This is a genomic window from Providencia sp. wls1916 (assembly GCF_009706585.1).
In the GTDB taxonomy this organism is placed as follows: Bacteria; Pseudomonadota; Gammaproteobacteria; order Enterobacterales; family Enterobacteriaceae; genus Providencia; species Providencia lanzhouensis.
This window is the reverse complement of record NZ_WLUL01000009.1, coordinates 694,436-718,602: the sequence shown is the minus strand read 5'-3', so window position 1 is coordinate 718,602 and position 24,167 is coordinate 694,436. Positions and strand designations below refer to the sequence as shown.

The 24,167-nt window shown below is 42.6% G+C and carries 18 protein-coding genes and 2 pseudogenes; 16 read left to right on the top strand and 4 right to left on the bottom strand.

The window, feature by feature from the left end; all coding sequences use genetic code 11:
• The coding region (locus GKR61_RS17585) for a hypothetical protein (RefSeq protein ID WP_195848379.1) at nt 1-392 on the top strand (392 nt) is incomplete at its 5' end.
• Between the two features lie 95 nt (nt 393-487).
• Here GKR61_RS17585 and yfbR read toward each other — a convergent pair.
• Nucleotides 488-1,069, bottom strand: coding sequence for a 5'-deoxynucleotidase (gene yfbR, locus GKR61_RS06530; RefSeq protein WP_108478584.1), 582 nt, complete (start codon nt 1,067-1,069; stop codon nt 488-490).
• A 174-nt stretch (nt 1,070-1,243) separates the two neighbouring features.
• Here yfbR and GKR61_RS06525 point away from each other — a divergent pair, with 174 nt between their 5' ends.
• The gene (locus GKR61_RS06525; RefSeq protein ID WP_036952726.1) at nt 1,244-1,624 is read left to right on the top strand and encodes a hypothetical protein; all 381 of its coding nucleotides are present in this window, start codon (nt 1,244-1,246) and stop codon (nt 1,622-1,624) included.
• 782 nt (nt 1,625-2,406) lie between these two features.
• On the opposite strand, the gene GKR61_RS06520 is transcribed toward GKR61_RS06525, so the two are convergent.
• Complete coding sequence (locus GKR61_RS06520; protein ID WP_154639651.1) at nt 2,407-3,621, bottom strand: pyridoxal phosphate-dependent aminotransferase; 1,215 nt, start codon at nt 3,619-3,621, stop codon at nt 2,407-2,409.
• A gap of 809 nt (nt 3,622-4,430) precedes the next feature.
• On the opposite strand from GKR61_RS06520, the pseudogene GKR61_RS06515 reads away from it, so the two are divergent.
• The 14 genes and pseudogenes from GKR61_RS06515 (at nt 4,431) to nuoN (ending at nt 21,392) form a co-directional block, all read left to right on the top strand.
• Nucleotides 4,431-5,339: pseudogene (locus tag GKR61_RS06515) on the top strand (LysR family transcriptional regulator).
• Between the two features lie 977 nt (nt 5,340-6,316).
• Nucleotides 6,317-6,760, top strand: a complete 444-nt coding sequence (locus GKR61_RS06510) for an NADH-quinone oxidoreductase subunit A (RefSeq protein ID WP_036952734.1) — start codon at nt 6,317-6,319, stop codon at nt 6,758-6,760.
• Nucleotides 6,761-6,778: 18 nt separating this feature from the next.
• Nucleotides 6,779-7,453 (top strand): annotated as a pseudogene (locus GKR61_RS06505) (NuoB/complex I 20 kDa subunit family protein).
• A gap of 74 nt (nt 7,454-7,527) precedes the next feature.
• Nucleotides 7,528-9,330, top strand: a complete 1,803-nt coding sequence (gene nuoC / locus GKR61_RS06500; protein WP_181477305.1) for an NADH-quinone oxidoreductase subunit C/D — start codon at nt 7,528-7,530, stop codon at nt 9,328-9,330.
• A gap of 2 nt (nt 9,331-9,332) precedes the next feature.
• Nucleotides 9,333-9,905, top strand: a complete 573-nt coding sequence (gene nuoE, locus GKR61_RS06495) for an NADH-quinone oxidoreductase subunit NuoE (protein ID WP_230082422.1) — start codon at nt 9,333-9,335, stop codon at nt 9,903-9,905.
• Nucleotides 9,902-11,263, top strand: a complete 1,362-nt coding sequence (gene nuoF / locus GKR61_RS06490; RefSeq protein WP_036952742.1) for an NADH-quinone oxidoreductase subunit NuoF — start codon at nt 9,902-9,904, stop codon at nt 11,261-11,263. The genes nuoE and nuoF overlap by 4 nt, the downstream gene beginning before the upstream one ends.
• A gap of 88 nt (nt 11,264-11,351) precedes the next feature.
• Nucleotides 11,352-14,084 (top strand): NADH-quinone oxidoreductase subunit NuoG, encoded by a 2,733-nt coding sequence (gene nuoG, locus GKR61_RS06485; RefSeq protein ID WP_036952745.1) that lies wholly within the window; start codon nt 11,352-11,354, stop codon nt 14,082-14,084.
• Nucleotides 14,084-15,061 (top strand): NADH-quinone oxidoreductase subunit NuoH, encoded by a 978-nt coding sequence (gene nuoH, locus GKR61_RS06480; protein WP_036952747.1) that lies wholly within the window; start codon nt 14,084-14,086, stop codon nt 15,059-15,061. Before nuoG ends, nuoH begins: the two co-directional genes overlap by 1 nt.
• A 14-nt stretch (nt 15,062-15,075) precedes the next feature.
• Nucleotides 15,076-15,618 (top strand): NADH-quinone oxidoreductase subunit NuoI, encoded by a 543-nt coding sequence (gene nuoI / locus GKR61_RS06475; protein WP_004259834.1) that lies wholly within the window; start codon nt 15,076-15,078, stop codon nt 15,616-15,618.
• A 12-nt stretch (nt 15,619-15,630) separates the two neighbouring features.
• Entirely contained in the window at nt 15,631-16,176 is a 546-nt protein-coding gene (nuoJ, locus tag GKR61_RS06470) for an NADH-quinone oxidoreductase subunit J (protein WP_036952750.1), read from the top strand.
• Nucleotides 16,173-16,475, top strand: a complete 303-nt coding sequence (gene nuoK, locus GKR61_RS06465; protein WP_006660292.1) for an NADH-quinone oxidoreductase subunit NuoK — start codon at nt 16,173-16,175, stop codon at nt 16,473-16,475. Before nuoJ ends, nuoK begins: the two co-directional genes overlap by 4 nt.
• Nucleotides 16,472-18,328: an NADH-quinone oxidoreductase subunit L gene (gene nuoL, locus GKR61_RS06460; protein ID WP_036952752.1), complete on the top strand. Its 1,857-nt coding sequence runs from the start codon at nt 16,472-16,474 to the stop codon at nt 18,326-18,328. The genes nuoK and nuoL overlap by 4 nt, the downstream gene beginning before the upstream one ends.
• Nucleotides 18,329-18,347: 19 nt before the next feature.
• Nucleotides 18,348-19,871 (top strand): NADH-quinone oxidoreductase subunit M, encoded by a 1,524-nt coding sequence (gene nuoM / locus GKR61_RS06455; RefSeq protein WP_036952755.1) that lies wholly within the window; start codon nt 18,348-18,350, stop codon nt 19,869-19,871.
• A 9-nt stretch (nt 19,872-19,880) separates the two neighbouring features.
• Complete coding sequence (gene nuoN, locus GKR61_RS06450) at nt 19,881-21,392, top strand: NADH-quinone oxidoreductase subunit NuoN (protein WP_036952758.1); 1,512 nt, start codon at nt 19,881-19,883, stop codon at nt 21,390-21,392.
• A 78-nt stretch (nt 21,393-21,470) separates the two neighbouring features.
• Here the strand turns inward: nuoN and GKR61_RS06445 are convergent, their stop codons facing one another.
• Together GKR61_RS06445 and GKR61_RS06440 are read right to left on the bottom strand one after the other, a co-directional pair.
• A complete protein-coding gene (locus GKR61_RS06445; RefSeq protein ID WP_036952761.1) occupies nt 21,471-22,481 on the bottom strand; it encodes an alpha-xenorhabdolysin family binary toxin subunit B in 1,011 nt (336 codons plus the stop codon).
• Between the two features lie 11 nt (nt 22,482-22,492).
• Complete coding sequence (locus tag GKR61_RS06440) at nt 22,493-23,704, bottom strand: alpha-xenorhabdolysin family binary toxin subunit A (protein WP_036952764.1); 1,212 nt, start codon at nt 23,702-23,704, stop codon at nt 22,493-22,495.
• Nucleotides 23,705-24,167 lie beyond the last annotated feature (463 nt).

Here is a 24,167-nt window from a genome sequence, read left to right as displayed (position 1 = left end):
AGAAGTTTGTTTACGGTTATTGCGATTTTGAAAATTATTGGGGGGAGGATTTATCACATGTTGTGTTAACTCACTTTGTCTCTGGTTATTTTGATATAACTAAAAAACTGTTAACTTCAAAAGAAATATATGACATTCCGAATAAGGCTGAACTGAAAAAGGTGTTCACTATATTATTTGAGCGAAATAAAATAGATTCATATGATTTTTGGTCATTAAAATTAGTCACGAAGAGTGGAGAGGTTTATGAAACGAAAGAACCTTTACGTTGTACTATTTCAATTGATGATTCTGAGTTTGTAATATTGGGTATTAATGGGGATGCAAAAACATTTTATATTGCATTCTCTGTAATGATAGGTTGTAATGTAAAATTAGAAAAGGTTGATTAAGCTCTTTTGTTAGACGAGTTTAGACTTGAAGTTTTTAGATTGGTAGAACAATAAATATACTATATAAGTGGGCATCGCATACCACTACTTATATATTAATTGCTTATTTCATCTAAAGACAGAGTAAAGCTAGGTACAAACGTTTTTATAAAATATTCCATTTCAGGGCTATTGCGCTCCGCTAACATTTTTTCAAGACGTTTTTTGGCTAACTTGAATTCGCTATTACCTGCGGATAGCTCTTCTAAACATTTTAAATAGGCACATAAGGTATCTGCCTGTTTTACGATGAAATGTTCTTCCTCGGATTGCAGATCTTCTACCAGTAAGCATTTAAAATCGTCTTGCAACTCTTCTGGCAGCATATCCAACAATTTTTGCTGGGCAAATTTCTCGATTTTTTTATATTCGTGGGCGATTTGCTGATTGTGATATTTAATTGGCGTTGGTAAGTCACCAGTGATGACTTCACTGGCATCATGATACATGGCAAATAGCGCAATTTTTTCAGGGTTGACATTTCCCTCGAATTTGCGGTTTTTAATGACCGCAAGAGCATGTGCTACCATGGCAACTTGTAAGCTATGCTCGGAGACATTCTCGGTACGCACATTGCGCATGAGTGGCCAGCGATGAATAAGTTTCATTCTAGCAAGGTGGGCAAAAAAATAACTCATAATCCCTCTTCAGTGATCCGGTGATGGTCTAAATTATATCTCAAAATTTATGAGGCTGGTAAGTTTATTTTGTCAGGCTTAAGAGGGCTTTTCTTATAAAAAACTAATAAATACAAGTGGTTTAAGGTTACTTAAATACCGCTATGATGAGACTCTATCTAAAAAGGAGGATGTATGAACATAGAAAAACTAAGTGGTGGTATTGCCTCATTTGAAAACCATTGGGGAGAAGAGATATTGATGGCTAATTTACAGCACACTTCAATTAGATTGGCTTCAATTTCACTTGGGGGTATACAAAATAATGAACTGATTGAAAATGCATTTGAATATATTATTCAACATGATGTTGGACAAACAAGTGATTACTGGCGTGTTCATATTGTAACGTTGTCGGGTTCTTATACTACGCCTGACGGATTTTTTTGCTCAATTAGTGAGGAAGATAAAAAAATAGGGCGAGTTAAATTATCCGTTGATGGTAAAAACAAGCAATTAAATGTTACATACCCAGTATCAGGAACTTTTTCGACAAAAATGTCTATGTATTACTGAGTTTTTCTTTTTTCAATCAAATAGCTATTGCGAGAAACATCGGTAAAGTATTTGAAATAAGGTTGATATATATTACCTTTGAAAATTTCTAGTGTGAAGATTTAACAGTCGTTAAACATAATTCTGCTAACCATAAGCTTAATGTAAAGTAGGGTGAAAAAAGAAATAAATAGGGTCATGCAGAGTATATTAATTTGAATGGTTTTGAGTTTTTAGAGATTTAATCCATAAATGGTTATGCTAAAACAATATCTGTGGTGTTTATACATTCTAATGGCTGTAGTACATGGTTAATCTAAGGATGGATTTATTGTTATATATAAATAGGAATTCAGTCAATCTCATAAGGATGCTCTTAAATGGATTGAAATTAATTTATTGAACGATTAATTGATATAAAGGAAGAATGATTTATAATCATCGATATTATTCTAACTTGTCAGCTAATCGAGGTTTTTATGAAATACTTTCCAGTAATATTAGTGTTGTTTTTTCTTGCGGCAGTTTATCTTATTTCTATCATTTAAATATCAGATAAAGATAGTCGTATTAAGAGATGATATGTAATAAATAGAATGGTTCTTTTAGGACTATTCTATTTGCCTGCTCATCCTGAAATTAATCACACTTAAATAATTTAAAGTATTTTGAGATAACTTTGATTATAGGATGGGTCATTTTAATTAGTTATAACAGTAATATTTCATTTTATAGGCTATCAAAAATAAATAGCTCACTGAGGAGCTATTTATTGACTAACAAAAATCTTAGTAATGTTCTAATTACTGCTTATATCCGCTAAGGAAACGCCCGAACTTGGTAATCGCCATTTCTAAATCATCTGCATAAGGCAGGGTGACAATACGGAAATGGTCTGGATGTGGCCAGTTAAATGCAGTTCCCTGAACTAATAGCACTTTTTCTTGCAGTAGCAGGTCAAGGATCATTTTTTGGTCATCGTGGATATTAAAACGTTTAATATCAATTTTCGGGAACATATACAGAGCGCCTTGTGGCTTAACACAAGAGACACCAGGAATTTGGTTAATCAATTCCCATGCACGATTACGCTGCTCATATAAACGACCACCCGGTTGGATAAATTCACTGATACTTTGGTAACCGCCTAATGCTGTTTGGATAGCGTGTTGCATTGGCACGTTAGCGCATAAGCGCATGGAGGCTAACATTTCTAAGCCTTCAATATAACTTTTGGCCTGCTTTTTCGGACCATTTAATACCATCCAACCTTGGCGGAAACCTGCGACACGGTAGGTTTTTGATAACCCGTTAAAGGTCACTGTCAGTAAGTCAGGAGCCAATGCTGCGATAGAGTGGTGCTGCGCATTGTCATACAGAATTTTATCGTAAATTTCGTCGGCAAAGATAATCAAACTATGTTGGCGAGCAATCTCGACGATTTCCATTAATAGTTCTTTGCTGTACACCGCACCTGTTGGGTTATTTGGGTTGATGATGACAATCCCGCGGGTACGTGGGCTGATTTTTTTGCGGATATCGTCAATATCCGGCATCCAGCCTTGTTGTTCATCACACATATAGTGAACAGCATTACCGCCCGATAACGAAACAGCCGCTGTCCAGAGTGGATAATCAGGGGCTGGAACCAGCATTTCATCGCCATTGTTTAATAGCGCTTGCATTGCTTGAACGATTAATTCAGAAACACCGTTACCAATATAAACATCTTCAACCGTCATATCGTGGATATCACGGGCTTGGTAGTGTTGAACAATTGCCTTACGCGCAGAATATAAGCCTTTAGAATCACAGTAACCTTGTGAGCTTGGCAGATTGCGCAGGACATCAACGAGGATCTCATCAGGTGCTTCAAAGCCAAACGGTGCCGGGTTACCAATGTTCAGTTTTAGGACTTTATTGCCTTCTTCTTCTAAGCGTTTAGCTTCTTTTAAAACTGGCCCGCGAATGTCATAGCAAACATTATCAAGCTTATTGGATTTCATTATCGTATTCATGGTTCTCTCATTACCCTAACGGGCTAGCAATCATAGGGGACTTCCGGCGTTACTATCTACTGTACTCCTCCCTCGGAAGCTTTTGAAGATGCTAGATAATTTTTGGTGTAAAAGGTTGGTTTAGACATAAATCAGATATGTGCTATCTTAAAGTATTGAATAAGTTAGATGATGATTCCAATTATAGTTATTAAGTTGGAATCTAATTCTGATAATTATCGTTGTTTTGGAGTGTGTCAGTGGATGAGTTATAAAAAAATGGCAGAAAAGTCGCATAATGACAAAGTAACAAAAATTGTATCACTCTGTAAGTTTGCATCTTAAATCATTAAATTAGAAATAAATTTAACTATTGGTCGGGGCATTTTGGGTGCTTTTTGACTTTTTTTGTTAGCAATATTGATTATTTTAATGAGAATATTCTTAGTGAAACCGTGGTTATAATGTTTAGTGTATTGATAATTAATAAAATTGTTAATTTACATCATATGTTACATAAACAGCTTACATTAAAATAATTGCAACTACATTAAATATGTTACTATTTAGTCTTCTTCAATTATTTCGCGCTTATTGAGTTTTACGTTAATCAACCCCGCTTTAATTGATAGAAATTTAAAACACTAATTGGATAATTAAGCTGTTTAAGTTAATTATCAAATAGATATAGCAATATAGAGTATTGAATACAATAAATGCAGATCTACGGATTAGAAATGCAAAAGTTGGATTATTTTTAAGACTCGCTGATTCTCACGGAGGAGAGCAGAAACACCAGGTATCATAAAATTATATAAAGAGAATGTACGATGATAAATTCCAATCGTCCCATAATGAACTTAGATCTCGATTTACTACGCACATTTGTCGCAGTGGCTGATCTTAACACTTTTGCCGCTGCTGCTGCCGCAGTATGTCGAACCCAGTCCGCTGTTAGCCAGTAGATGCAACGTTTAGAGCAATTAGTTGGTCGTGAATTATTTGCACGTCACGGGCGTAATAAGCTGTTAACCGCCCACGGTTTGCAATTACTCGGTTATGCGAGACAAATTTTACGCGCTAATGATGATGCCACCGCATCTTTAACCTATAACGATGCAGATGGCGAATTGCGTATTGGGGCATCCGACGATACCGTCGATATCTTATTACCTTTCTTACTAAACCGTATTGCCTCCGTATTTCCACGCATCGCGGTAGAAGTGAGAATTAAACGTGCTCAGTTTATTGAGTCAATGTTAGATAATCATGAAATTGATCTAGCATTAACGACAAGTCGTATTCCTCAGCACCCAAAAACAGCATTAAGAACTGTCCCGATTTTATGGCACAGCGCACCTGATTTTCAGCTACGCCCAAATGAGCCAATCCCATTGGTGGTAATGGATGAAACTAACCCATACCGTAAGTTATGTACTCATGCATTAGATGAAGCAGGATTACCATGGCATGTGGCTTATGAAGCGGCATCATTACCTGCTGTTCGCGCAGCGGTGAATGCCGAAGTTGGAGTAACTGCACGTCCAATGGAAATGCAAAATGCGGATCTGCGTGTTTTAGGCGAGTCAGATGGCTTACCTCGTTTACCAGATATTCAGTACTGGTTATATAAAAATGCGGATGAGCAAAAAGATTTCGTGCTCACTGTTTTTAATGCAATTGAAAACAAAAAAATCTCTTATTCTGTCGCTGAACAAGTTGAGAACGGCGCTCAATAAGATAGAGAACTGTCCTTATCGATAAAATAGGATTTTTATCAAAGATAAGTGTCAAATAAATCAAAATATGTTTATCCGGCTGAGTCAGTTAATTCTGGCTCAGCCGTTTTTTTTCCATCTATATCTTCCTTAAAACCGACCTGACTATTTTACGCATTTATATTGTTATCAAATTGTTTTTAACTGAAATTTACTAACCATACTCATTAAGTGGTTAATAGGGGAAGAAGGGGATTTTGCCAGTACGATATTTTACTTAAAGTTCAGGTGACAAAATAGTGAACAATGTTTCTGCTCAATAGGTGACAAAACACACGAATTAACCACTTATTGAGTATGGATTTACGCGTAAGAGCATGAAATAATTGTGATGTATATGGCATAACATGAAATTCATTAGTTAGTTAACGATTTGTTACGCCGTTAACAAAATTTATTTGCTGAATTGATAAAATAGCTGAGAGTAGTCAGTGGCTTAGTGGGCATGATGAATAAAAATTCGTTATCGCTTATTAAATTAAATTCGGATGTTATGTAAACAAATTGAGTATTTTTTCAATAAATCTGTGCGTTAGATCAAATAAAAAGCACATTTTTTCGTCTGTTAAGACAGGTTTTTCCTGAGATAATAGTGTAGTAAAAGCGAATAATCAGTTAGACTACTTTGCGTGTTTATTTGTGTATAGTAACACTGACACGTTTTAGCAGTTAATGAGTTATTTTTGTTTCACAAATGTTTTTGACGTGTGAATTATTTGTAATAAATACGGTTATTTTGTCTCATTTGAGCAAAATAAAATGTAGTGAGAGAAGGGCAAACCAAACAGCAGTCGTCAGGCTGATTTTAGTTTGGGGGATCTTTTAGTTTAGAGGTCAATTTTAGTCTTTCTTCTCGATTAACTGGGCAATTGTGGTGCAATACTGCCGTGTTATAAAAAGAGCAGTTAAGTGCCATAAGTAATGAGTAAGCAACGAGTATGTCTACATCAATCCTAGAGTTAGCCCATAACTGGGGCTTTGCTATATTCCTTCTCGGCGCTATTGGTCTTTGCGCTTTCATGTTGACCGCAGGTCATTTCTTGGGTAGCCGCGCTAAAGCCAGAACAAAACATGTTCCCTACGAGTCAGGTATTGACTCTGTCGGTAGTGCTCGTCTTCGTATGTCAGCCAAGTTTTACTTGGTCGCGATGTTTTTCGTGATCTTCGATGTGGAGGCTATGTTCTTATTTGCATGGTCTGTCGCCATCCGCGAAGCGGGATGGGTCGGTTTCATCGAAGCCGCTATTTTTATCTTGGTATTGTTGGCGGGATTATTTTATCTGATCCGCGTTGGTGCACTCGATTGGACTCCAATCCGTTCACGTCGCGCAGTTAAAGGTCCTAGTGAAGTTATTAAAATCAGCAATCGTCATCCGCAGTAAAAAGCGAGGCATTATACAATGGATTATACGCTCACCCGCATAGATCCGAACGGTGAGAACGACCGTTACCCACTGCAAACTCAAGAAATCGTTACTGATCCTCTTGAGCAGCAAGTTGAAAACAGCGTGTATATGGGGAAATTATCCCATGCACTTCATGATGTGGTGAACTGGGGACGTAAAAACTCCCTGTGACCATACAACTTCGGTCTTTCATGTTGCTATGTAGAAATGGTGACGTCGTTCACGGCTGTTCATGACGTAGCCCGCTTTGGTGCGGAAGTACTGCGTGCTTCTCCTCGTCAAGCCGACTTTATGGTTGTTGCGGGAACTTGTTTTACCAAAATGGCTCCCGTCATCCAGCGCCTTTATGACCAAATGCTTGAACCAAAATGGGTTATCTCCATGGGTTCATGTGCGAACTCCGGTGGGATGTATGACATCTACTCTGTTGTTCAAGGCGTCGATAAATTTATTCCCGTGGATGTGTACATTCCAGGCTGCCCGCCACGCCCTGAAGCCTATATGCAGGCTCTCCTTCTGTTACAAGAATCCATCGGCAAAGAACGTCGCCCACTTTCATGGGTTGTCGGTGATCAGGGTGTTTATCGTGCGAATATGCAGTCAGAAAGAGAAAGAAAACACGGTGAACGTATTGCAGTAACCAACCTGCGTACCCCTGACGAAATTTAAGGCTTTTAGCCATACAGCGTAACAGAGCAATGTTGTTGCGAAATAATAAACCTGATCAAGCGTTATGGTGAAGAATGATGACAGATCAGATAGCGCAAGCGAGTCATAATCAGCCAGAATGGCAGACACAAGATCACATTAATGATCCTGTGCTTCTGGAACTGCGCAACCAATTTGGCCCGGATGCCTTTTCAGTTCAAGCAACCCGCACTGGCATGCCAGTGGTTTGGGTGCGCCGTGAACAATTACTGGAAATTGTAGATTTCTTACAGAAGCTACCTAAACCTTATGTGATGTTGTTCGACTTACATGGAGTCGATGAACGCCAGCGTATTCATCGCCAAGGTCTGCCTGAAGCGGACTTTAGTGTGTTCTACCACATCATTTCCATTGACCGAAACCGCGATATCATGTTGAAAGTGGCTCTTAACGAGAAAGACTTAAACGTGCCATCAGTGGTTTCTTTATTCCCAAATGCCAACTGGTATGAGCGTGAAGTGTGGGACATGTTCGGGATCACCTTCCAAGGTCACCCAAATTTACGTCGCTTGCTGATGTCTCCAAGCTGGGAAGGTCACCCGCTGCGCAAAGATTACCCTGCGCGCGCCACGGAATTCGACCCATTTGTTCTGACTAAGCAAAAGCAAGATCTGGAAATGGAAGCATTGACTTTCAAACCAGAAGAGTGGGGCTTAGATCGTGGAAATGAAAACGAAGATTTCATGTTCCTGAACTTGGGTCCAAACCACCCATCTTCTCACGGTGCATTCCGTATCGTGCTGCAATTGGATGGTGAAGAGATTGTTAACTGCGTTCCCGACATCGGCTACCACCACCGTGGTGCGGAAAAAATGGGTGAGCGTCAGTCATGGCATAGCTACATTCCTTATACCGACCGTATCGAATACCTCGGCGGCTGTGTGAATGAAATGCCATATATTCTTGCGGTTGAAAAACTGGCAGGTATCGAAGTACCGGATCGCGTAAAAACTATCCGTGTGATGATGTCTGAACTGTTCCGTATCAACAGTCACCTACTGTATATCAGTACCTATATTCAAGACGTTGGTGCGATGACGCCGGTGTTCTTTGCGTTTACTGATAGACAAAAAGTGTACAACGTCATTGAAGCAATCACTGGTTTCCGTATGCACCCAGCTTGGTTCCGCATCGGTGGGGTTGCTCACGATTTACCGCGTGGCTGGGATAAATTACTGCGTGAATTATTAGACTGGTTACCGAAACGTCTAGAATCCTATGTGACCTCTGCGCTGAAAAACTCCATTTTGAAAGGTCGTTCTATTGGTGTGGCATCTTACACCAAGGAAGAGGCATTAGCGTGGGGTGTGACAGGTGCAGGCTTGCGTGCAACGGGTGTGGACTTTGACGTACGTAAAGCACGTCCTTATTCAGGTTATGAAAACTTTGAATTCGACATTCCAATCGCCCATAACGGTGACTGCTATGACCGCGTAATGATCAAAGTGGAAGAGATGCGTCAAAGTATCCGTATTCTTGAGCAGTGTCTGAAGAATATGCCTGAAGGTCCATTTAAAGCTGACCATCCACTGACAACGCCGCCACCGAAAGAGCGCACATTGCAGCATATCGAAACCCTGATCAACCACTTCTTACAAGTGTCTTGGGGTCCGGTAATGCCAGCTAACGAATCATTCCAGATGGTTGAAGCAACCAAAGGGATCAACAGCTACTACTTAACCAGTGACGGCAGCACCATGAGCTACCGTACACGTATTCGTACTCCGAGTTATGCGCACTTGCAGCAAATTCCGGCGACAATCAGAGGTAGCTTGGTTTCTGACTTAATTGTCTATCTGGGTAGTATCGATTTTGTAATGTCGGATGTGGATCGCTAACCATGCATAATGAACAAGATAAACAAGGTCAATGTGGCACGAGCCAATGCGGCTGTAACAGCCAGTCTGACGTGGTGAATACCTTCGAACCGCAAGTCAATCACGGTTTTGTGTTAACCGAACATGAGCGTGCGGAAATTGAAGGGGAAAAACACCACTATGAAGATGCACGCGCGGCGTCAATTGAAGCGCTGAAAATTGTGCAAAAAAATCGTGGCTGGGTCGAAGATGGCGCAATTCACGCTATCGCAGAAGTTCTCGGCATTCCTGCGAGTGATGTGGAAGGCGTGGCAACATTCTATAGCCAAATTTTCCGTCAACCAGTGGGTCGCCACATTATTCGTTATTGCGACAGTGTTGTTTGCCATATTACGGGCTACCAAGGCTTAGAAGCTGAAATTATTAAACAGCTGAGTATTCGCCCAGGTCAAACCACAGCTGATGGTCGCTTTACGCTGCTGCCAACCTGTTGCTTAGGTAATTGTGACAAGGGTCCAACGATGATGATCGATGACGATACCCACAGTCATGTGCAGCCTGAAAATATTCAAAAGCTACTGGAGCAGTATCCATGACAAACTTCTCCGCAAACCCTGTGATCCGTACCGCGGAAACTCATCCATTAACTTGGCGTCTACGCGATGACGCGCAGCCAGTCTGGTTAGATGAGTATCGCAGTAAAAACGGATACAAAGGTGTCGAACGTGCCCTTAAAGGCATGGCTCCTGATGAAGTGGTTAACCTTGTCAAAGACGCCGGACTGAAAGGTCGTGGTGGTGCAGGGTTCTCGACGGGTCTGAAGTGGAGCTTAATGCCGAAAGACGAAAACATGAAACTGCGTTACTTCTTATGTAATGCGGATGAAATGGAACCGGGCACTTACAAAGACCGTTTACTGATGGAACAACTGCCACACTTATTAGTGGAAGGGATGATTATCGGCGCTTATGCATTGAAAGCGTATCGTGGTTATATCTTCTTACGTGGCGAATATGTTGAAGCGGCTAAACATTTGCGTCGTGCCATCGAAGAAGCCAAAGCAGCGGGGCTATTAGGTAAAAATATTCTCGGTTCGGGCTTTGATTTTGAGCTATTCGTGCATACCGGTGCAGGTCGTTATATCTGCGGTGAAGAAACCGCATTGATTAACTCCCTTGAAGGTCGTCGTGCAAACCCACGCTCTAAACCACCATTCCCTGCAAGTTCAGGTGCATGGGGTAAACCGACCTGCGTTAATAACGTTGAAACTATCTGTAACGTGCCAGCAATTCTAGAGCACGGTGACCAGTGGTATATCGATTTAAGCGCGGGCAAAAGTAAAGATGCGGGCACTAAGCTGATGGGCTTCTCTGGACGCGTGAAAAATCCGGGTCTGTGGGAACTGCCATTTGGTACAACTGCACGTGAAGTCTTAGAAGACTACGCGGGCGGTATGCGTGATGGATTAAAACTCAAAGCATGGCAACCGGGTGGTGCAGGAACTGACTTCCTGACCAACGATCACCTCGATTTACCGATGGATTTCGAAAATATTGCAAAAGCAGGCAGTCGTTTAGGTACAGCGCTAGCGATGGCAGTCGATAACGAAATCAACATGGTTTCTTTAGTACGTAACTTAGAAACCTTCTTCGCGCGTGAATCCTGTGGTTGGTGTACACCGTGCCGTGATGGTCTGCCTTGGAGCGTAAAAATTCTACAGGCATTAGAAAAAGGTGAAGGTCAAGAAGGGGATATCGAAACTCTTGAACAACTTTGCCGTTTCTTAGGACCAGGCAAAACCTTCTGTGCACACGCACCGGGTGCGGTTGAGCCATTACAAAGCGCCATCAAATATTTCCGTGGAGAGTTCGAAGCGGGTATCTCGAAAAAAGATCTGCGCAACATCGTGCAGATTGCCGGGATCCAGCCAAACCTGCTCAAGCAGCGTTGGTAAGCATTTAGCGATTGAGCAACCGCTAAACGAATTTTTGACGAAGAACGTATTTATGTTTAACGCCTGCTAAAGCGGGCCTTTGGGAAGCATGCTGACTATGGCTACGATATATGTAGACGGCAAAGAATATGACGTAAACGGGTCTGAAAACCTGTTACAAGCCTGCTTATCGTTGGGGCTAGATATTCCTTATTTTTGCTGGCATCCGGCGCTGGGAAGCGTTGGCGCTTGCCGCCAGTGTGCGGTGAAGCAGTATCAAAACGCAGATGACACTCGTGGTCGTCTCGTGATGTCTTGTATGACACCGGCAACGGAAGGCACTTACATCTCAATCGATGATGAAGAAGCCAAACAATTCCGTGAAAGTGTTGTTGAATGGCTGATGACCAACCACCCACACGACTGCCCAGTCTGTGAGGAGGGTGGTAACTGCCACTTACAAGATATGACGGTGATGACTGGTCATACTATGCGTAAGTATCGTTTTACAAAACGCACGCACGTAAACCAAGATCTCGGTCCATTCATTAGTCATGAAATGAACCGTTGTATCGCGTGTTACCGTTGCGTTCGTTACTACAAAGATTATGCCGATGGCACCGATTTAGGTGTGTATGGCGCGCATAACTATGTCTACTTTGGTCGTACTGAAGACGGCACGCTGGAAAGTGAATTTTCCGGTAACCTCGTCGAAGTGTGCCCAACAGGGGTATTCACCGACAAAACGCATTCAGAACGCTATAACCGTAAATGGGATATGCAATTTGCACCGGGTATCTGCCAACAGTGCAGCATCGGTTGTAACACCAGCCCAGGTGAGCGTTATGGTGAACTGCGCCGTATTGAAAACCGTTATAACGGTTCTGTAAACCATTACTTCCTGTGTGACCGTGGTCGCTTCGGTTATGGTTACGTGAACCGTAAAGACCGTCCTCGCCAAGCGCTGTTAACCAAAGATGGCGTACAGCAGGTGGTTTCGGCGATTGAAGCAATGCAAAGTGGTGCACAGATCATCAATCAAGCGAAGAAAGTGATTGGTATCGGTTCTCCACGTGCTAGCGTCGAAAGCAACTATGCACTGCGTGCTTTAGTTGGCGCTGAAAACTTCTATTCCGGTATTTCTAAGGATGAACAGCGCCGCTTAGCGTTGATGCAAAACATTCTGCAAAACGGCGGTGTTTACACCCCAACATTGCGTGAAATCGAAGGCTATGATGCGGTATTAGTTCTGGGTGAAGATTTAACTCAGACAGGCGCCCGTATGGCATTATCTGTTCGCCAAGCAGTGAAAGGTAAAGCCCGTGAAATGGCAGCGGCACAGAAAGTCGCTGACTGGCAAATCGCAGCGATTCAAAACATTGGTCAACACGCCAAATATCCACTGTTTATCACTAACGTGGATGACACGCGTTTAGATGATGTAGCCGCATACAACTACCGTGCGCCAGTGACTGATCAAGCACGTTTCGGTTTTGCGATTGCTAACCTGATCAACGGTGACGCACCGGCGGTAAATGATTTACCGGCTGATGTGAAAGCGAAAGTAGAAACCGTAGCTCAAGCCTTAGCGGGTGCGAAAAAACCTCTGATTATCAGTGGTAGCCATAGCGCTAGCGATGCGGTGATCGAAGCCGCCGCTAACGTGGCATTTGCGCTGAAAGCGAAGGGTGCGAACGTCGGTCTGTCTTATGTCGCGTCTCATGCCAACAGCTTTGGTCTTGCGATGATGAACGCATTGCCATTAGAAAATGCGTTCTCACGCATTGAAGCTAATGAAGCGGATGTGGCTATCGTGATGGAAAATGACCTTTACCGTCATAGCACCGTGGATGCTGTCAATAGCGCATTAGCGAAACTGAAGCACCTGATCGTGGCAGACCACCAGCACACAGACATCATGGATAAAGCGACATTAGTCCTGCCAGCGGCAAGTTTTGCTGAAGCGGACGGTACGCTTATCAACCAAGAAGGTCGTGCTCAACGCTTCTTCCAAGTCTTTGACCCAACTTACTACGATAACAGCATCGTGATGAACGAAAGCTGGCGCTGGATGCATTCACTGCAAACTGAAGCGCAGCAACGTGATGCAGATTGGTCGCAATTAGACCACGTTATCGAAGAGTGTGTGGCAGCTCTGCCACAATTTGCGGGTATTAGAGATACGGCACCGAAAGCCTCTTTCCGCATTCGTGGGCAGAAACTGGCACGTGAACCTCATCGTTACAGCGGTCGTACGGCAATGCTGGCAGACAAATCGGTTCATGAACCGCGTCAACCGCAAGATATCGACTCACCATTTGCGTTCTCAATGGAAGGGAATAACCAACCGAAAGCGCCACGCCAGCAAATTCCATTTGCATGGGCACCGGGCTGGAACTCACCACAAGCATGGAACAAATTCCAAGCAGAGGTGGGCGGACACTTACTGTTTGGTGATCCGGGTGTGCGTTTATTCAATTCGAAAGAAAACAAATTGGCGTACTTCACTGAGGTTCCGGCGGCTTACCAAAGCGGCGAAGCACAGTGGGTTGTGGCACCTTACTATCATCTATTTGGTAGTGATGAAACTTCACAACGTTCTGATGTGATCCAGCAACGTATGCCAGAGCCTTATATCATGTTGAACGCGCAAGATGCGGCGACACTCGGTCTAAATGCTGGCGTGAAAGCTGAATTTAGTCATGCAGGTCAAACCTTTAATCTGCCAGTGCGCATTAGTCAGCACCTTGCAGTGGGTCAAATCGGTTTACCTCTGGGTATGCCGGGAATTGCTCCGGTAATGGCGGGCGTGTCAGTGAATAATCTGCGGAGGGGCGCATGATGGATTGGATTTCTCCTGCGGTGATGGAAGTCCTGATTTCCATCCTTAAATCGGTTGTTATCTTGCTGGTTGTTGTGACCTGCGGGGCATACATGAGTCTCGGTGAACGCCGTATTCTCGGTCTATTCCAGAACCGTTACGGTCCTAACCGTGTGGGTCCATTTGGAATGGGACAACTGATTGCCGACATGTTCAAAATGCTGTTTAAAGAGGACTGGATCCCAGAGTTCGCGGACAAGAAAATCTTTACGCTTGCGCCGGTTATCGCATTTTGTTCTCTGTTCTTAGCATTTGCCATTGTGCCAGTCAGCCCGACTTGGCACGTCGCTGACTTGAACATCGGGATCTTATTCTTCCTGATGATGGCAGGTCTGGCAGTGTACGCGGTACTGTTCGCTGGTTGGTCAAGTAACAACAAATACTCCTTATTGGGTGCGATGCGTGCATCGGCTCAAACGGTGAGTTATGAAGTGTTCTTAGGCTTGTCACTGATGGGTGTGGTCGCGCAAGCGGGTTCATTCAACTTAATCGACATCGTGAATTCCCAAGAGGGTATGTGGAACGTGATCCCACAATTCTTTGGTTTTATCACGTTTGCGATTGCGGGTGTCGCAGTGTGTCACCGTCATCCATTTGACCAGCCAGAAGCGGAACAAGAGATTGCCGACGGTTACCACGTAGAATATTCCGGTATGAAATTCGGTCTGTTCTTCGTGGGTGAATATATCGGTATCGTGACCGTGTCCGCGCTGATTGTGACACTGTTCTTTGGTGGTTGGCATGGTCCATTCCTGCCTGCTTTCCTGTGGTTTGCGATTAAAACAGCCTTCTTCATGATGATGTTCATCTTGATCCGTGCTTCATTACCGCGCCCACGTTATGACCAAGTAATGTCCTTCGGCTGGAAAATTTGTCTGCCGCTGACACTGCTTAACCTGCTGGGTACCGCAGCAGTGATTTTATACAACGCTCAGTAAGGGGTGATTGAACCATGACATTAAAAGAGTTATTGGTCGGTTTCGCCACCCAAGTACGCAGTATTTGGATGGTGGGTCTACATGCGTTCGATAAACGGGAAACGCAAATGTACCCAGAAGAGCCGGTTTATCTGCCACCCCGTTACCGTGGGCGCATCGTGCTAACGCGCGATCCTGACGGTGAAGAGCGTTGTGTTGCGTGTAACTTATGTGCGGTTGCTTGCCCAGTGGGATGTATCTCACTGCAAAAAGCTGAGCACGAAGATGGACGCTGGTATCCCGAATTTTTCCGCGTGAACTTCTCTCGCTGCATTTTCTGTGGTCTGTGCGAAGAGGCTTGCCCAACCACGGCAATCCAATTGACGCCAGATTTCGAAATGGCAGATTGGCGTCGTCAGGATCTGGTTTATGAGAAAAACGACCTGTTGATTTCAGGACCGGGTAAATATCCTGATTATAACTTTTACCGTAAATCAGGTATGGCGATCGCAGGCAAAGATAAAGGCGAAGCGGATAACGAAGCGAAACCTATCAACGTCAAAGACCTGTTGCCGTAAGGAGCGATATTCATGGAATTTACATTTTATATCGCCGGTCTAGTTGCTGTTCTAGCAACTTTGAGGGTGATTACTAATACCAATCCAGTGCATGCGCTACTGTATCTGGTGGTTTCTCTGTTGGCACTGTCAATGGTGTTCTTCTCGCTCGGGGCGTATTTTGCCGGAGCGTTGGAGATTATCGTTTACGCTGGCGCCATTATGGTTCTGTTTGTTTTCGTGGTGATGATGTTGAACTTAGGTCGCTCAGTACAAGAACAAGAGCGCGCTTGGTTAACACCGAAAACGTGGATTGGTCCCGCAGTGCTATCTGCCGTTTTACTGGGCATTTTAGTGTATGGGATCACCAGCCTTTCTCACCAAGAAAAAACGGAAGGTGTGATTATCACAGCGAAAGAAGTGGGTATCAGCTTGTTTGGTCCTTACGTCTTAGCCGTTGAATTAGCATCGTTATTATTGCTCGCGGGTCTGGTTGTTGCCTTCCACGTGGGTCGTGACCGTTCAGAAAACAGCGCTGATCTTGTCAGCAACAGCCGTAATGCGGGGGAGAAACAATGATACCTCTTCAACATGGTCTGATTTTAGCGGCAATTATCTTTGTAATGGGACTGAGCTGTCTTGTTATTCGCCGTAACCTGCTTTTCATGCTGATCGGACTGGAAATCATGGTGAACGCAACGGCATTAGCCTTTGTGGTCGCAGGCAGTTTTTGGGGGCAACCAGATGGTCAGATTATGTATATTCTGGCTATCACTCTGGCGGCAGCGGAGGCGAGTATTGGATTGGCGTTGTTACTGCAACTCCATCGTCATCGTCAAAACCTGAACATTGATAAAGTCAGTGAGATGCGCGAATGAACTTACTCTATTTAACGATTCTGTTCCCGCTGTTAGGGTCTGTGCTTCTCGCATTTTCCCGCGGTCGTTGGTCAGAAAATGTATCCGCGATTATCGGTGCAGGCTCAGTGGGTCTGGCCGCTCTAGTTGCATTTTATGCAGGCTCTGAATTTTTAGCCCAACCTGTTTTAGCTAATGGTGGATATGAGCCATACCCACAAATGTTATGGACTTGGATGTCTGTGGGTAATTTCACCATCCCATTTAGCCTGTCCCTTGATGGTCTTTCTCTGACCATGTTAGGTGTGGTAACGGGTGTGGGCTTCCTTATTCATGTGTATGCCTCTTGGTATATGCGTGGCGAGGAAGGTTACTCACGTTTCTTCACTTACACTAACCTGTTTATCGCGAGCATGGTGGTATTAGTGCTGGCTGATAACATGATGCTGATGTATCTCGGTTGGGAAGGGGTAGGGCTGTGCAGTTATCTGTTGATTGGTTTCTATTACACCAATCCAGAGAACGGCAAAGCGGCAATGAAAGCCTTCTTTGTGACCCGTATCGGTGACGTGTTCTTGGCTATCGGCATGTTTATCCTGTACAACGAATTGGGTACCTTAAACTTCAGCGAAATGGCACAACGTGCGACTCAGTTGTCTCCAGAAGGCTTATCGATGCTGAACTGGGCAACGCTGATGTTATTAGGCGGTGCGGTAGGTAAATCAGCTCAGCTGCCATTACAAACATGGTTAGCTGATGCGATGGCGGGTCCAACGCCAGTATCTGCGCTGATCCACGCCGCAACCATGGTTACTGCGGGTGTGTACTTAATCGCGCGTACTCATGGTCTGTTCCTATTAACCCCAGATATTCTGCATTTAGTGGGTGTTGTGGGTGCGGTAACATTGCTGTTTGCAGGTTTCGCAGCATTGGTTCAAACGGATATCAAACGTGTTCTTGCTTACTCTACTATGAGCCAGATTGGTTACATGTTCTTGGCTCTCGGTGTACAAGCATGGGATGCGGCAATTTTCCACTTAATGACACATGCCTTCTTCAAAGCGTTACTGTTCCTGTCCGCAGGTTCGGTGATCATCGCGTGTCATCACGAGCAAAACATCTTCAAAATGGGTGGGCTGCGTAAGCAAATTCCATTCGTTTATATTGTGATGTTAATCGGTGGTAGTGCATTGGCCGCGTTGCCTCTGTTTACTTCTGGCTTCTACAGTAAAGATGCCATCTTGTGGGGCGCGAAAGTGGATGGGCAAACTGTGCTGTTATGGGCGGGTATCATCGGTGCATTAATGACCGCAATTTACACCTTCCGTATGATTTTCATCGTCTTCCACGGTGAAGCCAAAATCAAAGCGCATAAAGTTAAAGGCATCACTCACACTGTACCACTGGCTATTTTGGCAATCCTTGCAACCTTCGTGGGTGCGATGATCCACCAGCCATTAGAGGGCGTATTCCCTGCAAAACCTATGGAAGCTGAAGACGGTAAACTGTTTATCGAAGCTATCTCGGGTGGTTTTGCTATCGCAGGTCTGTTGATTGCGACGTTCCTCTATCTGTTTAGACGTTCTATCGTTGATGCGATTGCGAAAACAGCAATTGGTCGTTTCTTCTCAACGTGGTGGTACCACGCATGGGGCTTCGACTGGTTGTATGATGTAATTTTTGTAAAACCTTTCAAAGGAATTGCATGGTTACTCGAAAGCGATCCGATTAACTCACTGATGAATATCCCTGCACATCTTTCACGTTGGGCAAACAAAGGGCTTGCAGTGAGTGAAAACGGTCAGATCCGTTGGTATGTTGCCTCTCTGGGGCTGGGTGCAGTGCTGATTCTTGCTCTGCTGCTTTTGGTTTAATTAAGGGACACATTGCGCCATGCAATTATATTGGCTAATACTTATTCCCTTTATCGGTGCCCTGCTAAGCTGGCAGGCCGACCGATTCAGTCACCGCGCACCTCGTTGGGTTGCGCTGGGGACAATGGGGATCACGCTTATCCTTGCGGTACTATTTTGGGCGCAAGGGGATTATTCGCTGGTTAACCCGCAAGGTATTCCAGAGTGGCAAAATACATACTCAAGGGAATGGATCCCTGCGCTAGGTATCAATTTCTCGTTAGCGGTTGATGGATTATCGCTGTTGATGGTGGTGTTAACCGCCATCATGGGCGCGTTTTCAATCCTCAGTTCGTGGAGCGAGCAGCAAGAGAACCAAGGTGCTTATCACTTTAACCTGTTATGGATTATTGCAGGTGTGATGGGGATCTTCACGGCGGTTGACCTGTTCTTATTCTTCTTCTTCTGGGAAATGATGTTGATCCCGATGTACTTCCTGATTGCGAATTGGGGACACAAAGGGTCAGGTAACCGCCAGCATGTTAAGGCAGCGACAAAATTCTTTATCTATACGCAAGTCAGCGGTTTGATCATGCTGGTGGCGATTATCGGCTTAGTTATCCTTCACTGGATTGCGTTCAATGAGCTGACATTCGACTATAACGCGTTGCTAGGTACTGAAAGTGCGTTGTCAGGTACGGCGGGCTTCTTGCTGATGCTGGGCTTCTTTATTGCTTTCGCAGTAAAAATGCCATTAGTGCCATTCCATGGGTGGATGGCAGATACCCAAGAACAGTCGCCAACGGCGGGTTCTGTCGATATCTCCGGTATCATGCTGAAAACAGCCGCATACGGTTTGTTACGTTTTGTACTGCCATTGTTCCCTGAAGCTTCACTGCAATTTACACCAGTGGCAATGACGCTGGGTGTGATCAGTATCTTCTACGGTGCATGGTTAGCATTCAAACAGACGGATATTAAACGTTTAGCGGCGTACAGTAGCTTATCGCACATGGGCTTTGTGACCGTGGCTATCTATGCAGCATCGACACTGGCCTATCAAGGTGCTGTGGTGCAAATGATCACTAACGGTCTGTCGGGTGCGGCGCTGATTATTATCAGTGGTCAGCTGTACGAACGTACTCAGACTCGTGATATGCGCATGATGGGTGGATTATGGAAACGCATCAAATGGTTACCGGGTTTATCCCTGTTCTTTGCCGCAGCAACCTTAGGTATGCCGGGCACAGGTAACTTTATCGGCGAATTCATGATCTTCTTCGGTAGCTTCAGCCAATTCACATTAGTGACCTGCATTATGGTGTTTGGTGTGGTGTTTGCCTCTATCTATGCACTATGGATGATGCAGCAGACTTACTACGGAACGCCGAAATCAGAGACTGAACTGAAAGGGCTAACGGCTCGTGAGTTTGGTGTTTTACTGGTTCTGGCGGCTTTATTGGTTATCATTGGTTTCTACCCACAACCTATCTTAGATACGTCTGCGGGTTCGATGGAAACACTGCATAACCTGTATTCTGCTTCACTTTCAACACAAGGGTAGTAATTCGCCATGACAATAACAACTTTAGAATTGTTAGCAATGCTGCCGTTAATCCTTTCTGGATTGACTGCAGTGATTGTGATGCTGTCAATTGCGTGGCGGCGAGATCATTTAACCAGTGCCGGAATAACGGTTGTTGGCTTTCTCCTGACATTTGTTTCACTGATTTGGGTTAACGGCTATGCCATTCCTACATCAGTGGGCGAAGAAGCATTACTACCAAGAGCAGTGACTTCATTGCTGTTAGTTGATGGTTTTGCACTGTTCTACTCAGGACTGGTTCTGATCGCAGGTATGGGTACCGCTATTTTTGCTTATCATTGGCTAGAAGGCTTTAATGATAACAAAGAAGAGTTTTACCTCTTATTGAGCATTGCGGTGACGGGTGGTGTTCTACTGGGAATGTCGAACCATATGGCTTCGATGTTCATCGGTATTGAATTGATCTCTATTCCACTATTTGGCCTGGTGGCTTATACCTTTGAACGTAGCCGTACTTTAGAAGCGGGTATCAAGTATATGGTGTTATCCGCAGCAGCGTCGTCATTTCTGCTGTTTGGTATCGCTTTATTATACGCAGAATCAGGTAGCTTAAGCTTCAGCGTCGTCGGTCAAAGTTTAGCGAATAGCAGCATTCACGCGCCACTGATTTTAGTTGGTTTAGGTATGATGATTGTGGGCTTTGGCTTTAAATTATCGTTGTTCCCATTCCAATTATGGACCCCAGACGTTTATCAAGGTGCACCTGCACCCGTTGCCGCTTTCTTAGCAACGGGCAGTAAAATCGCTATCTTTGCGGTGTTGGTTCGCATCTTCTTAGAAGCACCAATTACGCATGTTGATGGCATCGCACAAACAGATACATTATTAGCAGTTGTTGGTGTGATTGCGATTGCGTCAATCTTGTTTGGTAACTTGCTGGCATTGACTCAGAAGAGTGCGAAGCGTCTGCTTGGTTACTCATCTATCGCTCATATGGGGTACTTACTGGTTACGTTAGTGGCAATGCGTGTTGATGCTCAATTGGCACAAGTCACCATTGCTATCTACCTGGTGAGCTATTTGTTAGCGAGCTTGGGTGCGTTTGGTGTGGTTAGCGTAATTTCTAGCCCATACCGTGGTGATGACCAAGATGATTTCAGTGCATTCCGCGGCTTATTCTGGCACAAGCCAGTCTTGGCGATGGTGATGACGGTGATGATGTTATCTCTAGCGGGTATTCCTATTACGCTTGGGTTCATTGGTAAGTTCTATGCCATCCTTTCGGCCGTATACGCACAATTGTGGTGGCTGACAGGGGCTGTGGTGGTAGGTAGTGCACTTGGATTGTTCTACTACTTGCGCTTTATGGCGAGCTTATATAGCCGTGATGCAGAACATGCAGACCGCTATACTGGACCAGAAAAAATGACGTTGGGAACTGTGTTTGCAGCGCTGTGTGCGATAGCGGTTATTGTGTTTGGTCTGTGGCCACAACCGATTATTGATATTGCAACATCGACACTGCCAGCACTTAGCTAAGTTTTAGTAAACAGCTAGGTTTAGTCAACAAGTCAGTTCCGATAAAATCCCCGTTACTTAACAGTAACGGGGATTTTTTTAATCCGGTAATTGTCGTTGATATTGGTACTCAATATCGTTCAAATAGGTCATTAGCATTTGGCTAACGGTTTTAATTTGATCAAAATTCAAACACTCCTCTGAGACTTTTTCACTCATAAAACCGCACCAAGACTCCCAATAAGATTTTAAAGCGCCGGCTTGAGTGATTATGGTCTGTTTATGGGTTTCTATCTGATTAATATCATTGGCATAGCTCATGAGCTGCGAGAGTCGAAATATATTATTATCTATCGTATTTATTTCTTCACGCGCCTCAATAATTTGGTCACTGATATAGATCCTTACATCAACAAGTTGACTAAACTCGAGCCCATCATCCACCATCGTTAATAAATTACGAATATAACTAATAGCCGCTTTCAGAATGTCTTTTTTATTGGGTTGGATATCAATAGAATCAATAAGCTCTTTCCCTTGAAAATATCGGTCAAAGAAATCTGTAATTTTATGCTTTAATATAATATCTTCTGCTGCGAGGATCACAGAGAGATTGTTATTTAATTCATTAATCTTAGATTGCTTACTATTTTTAGAGTTAACAAGAAATTCTTTTTGTTTGGTATATTGAGAATGCTTCAGTTTGTTAGGTTCATTTAGATGAAAAACTAATAATGATTCTAATGTATAGCGTGTTTTTGAAATAAGCTTTTCAAGTTCAAATTTGACATCCATTAAGTCATCGACAAAGCCTGTAATTGCAATTTTTCGGCGAATATCAGATAGATCATCATCATTATTTTCATATGTCAGCAATGCATAATCATCATTTTTAATAATATAGTTCAATTTGATTTTTAGAATGGGAACAGAGTTTCTAATCAGTTCATTGAGTCTTTCAATCTTAATTGCAATTTTTTGAATGCGACCATAAATAATATAGTCGTAGTTAAGAATATTTTTATTAAAAGAGCTAATGCTATTTGAAATACACCTTAATTGGTAGATATCAATGGAGGGTAACATAGGTAATTCGAGGTTATCATGCATATTAACGCCTTTTATTGTGAGTTTTTTTCATTGATTTGTAGCTCATCAAATAGCTTAATCAAATGAACTGAATAATCTTGAATAGAAGTCCAAGATGTGATGATACGTTTGAATTGCGTGATAAACCGGATCAGTTTTTCTGCATTGTTTATCCTTGCAAATATATCAATAGATTGTTTAATCTCTGTGAGGATTACGAGCCACATATAATCTAAGTGGTCAATAGCTAGACGTGCATCTTTAAATAAACTTTCAATTTTTTGTAAATTAATTTGAATATCAAAGATAGTTTTCTGTAGTAGCTGTTCTTGATGTAACTTATGATTTATTCCTTCGATTTCTTTGATTAATTTATTTTTCCTATCACGGATATTTTCTGCTTTTACACCAAAAATACTGCCTGTAATCACTAAACCAATAATGCCCCCCGCAAGACCTGTAAAGCAAAGCTTAACAAAGTGGCTATATTCCTGCTCTAATTGGTATAGTTCGTTTTTCTTAAAGGCGATAAGCTCTTTATAAAATGACTCGTTATTGCTGGGATCCTCGTTAGATTCTAATTGTTGATATAGTCCTTTTATTGTGAAGAGTAATGAATCTACATGGGTGTAGTCTGAAAGATATCCACCGGTAATATGCGCACGAAAATCTGAGACTGTGTTTTTAATTTGAATGGTTTTAATCGATTGCTGTTTTATATCTCCTTTAATTAACTGCAAAATGCTTAAAAGTTCAGTGGCAATTTGTTGGTCGTCATTTTGATAGGTGATTTGGTTTAAATCGCTTTCAGATAAATCCTCTAAGCTATCTGAGATTTTTTGAATAATCGGCATGTGATTAATATATTCAAGAATTTGATCACCAGTTTGTATGATGTTACGACTTGTTAATGACAAATCAATGGATTGCTCTTTCACTTTGAGTTCAACGTTATCCCAGGTGTTAGCGTGTTTACGAATACTCAGAATCGTCTCAGTTAATTCACTAGCTGGTAGTAATGAATCATTTTTATCATTAATGCCGAACCATTTTAAAATATCAATTTCTTTGATAGGAAGGGTTAGCGCAAACTGGACGTGTCGGTGAATATTAATTAAATCTTCGAGGGTGAATATACCCGCTGATCTTGCGGATAAGGAGTCTTGATTGGTTAACAATGCCAATGTTGCATCGCCAATATTTTCCTTTTCAATAATTCTGTCATAGTTAGACTGAGTATTCATTCTGGATTTCCAATTAATTAAATGAAGGTGGAATGATAAAATTAGAGAGCTAATTATCTTGTTGCTTTGATGATTAATTTATTTTTTACTTTTCGTTTTTAATAGTAATAAACAAGGGGCTTGTAACGTTCAAATTTATAACTCATAACCTACTAGAAACGCAGGGCTTATGTTGATATTAAAAAATGAAAATCAGCGCTAAAAAATAACTCATTGGTTGTAGTTTTAAATATTCATTTATTACATAAATTACAATTTTAAAATTTAGATATAGGATCATCACTGAGTTCTTAAGCTGAATATTATGATTTCAAATAATAAGTAATTAATCTTAATTAGGATTCAATATCTAGAACTAATTAAAGAATAAAAGTGGTTTATAAGGTGAATTATTGAAATTTTATATTTTACTCATAAGTTGATAGTGGAGTTATACAAATAAGAAGGGTGAGAGACTTTATTT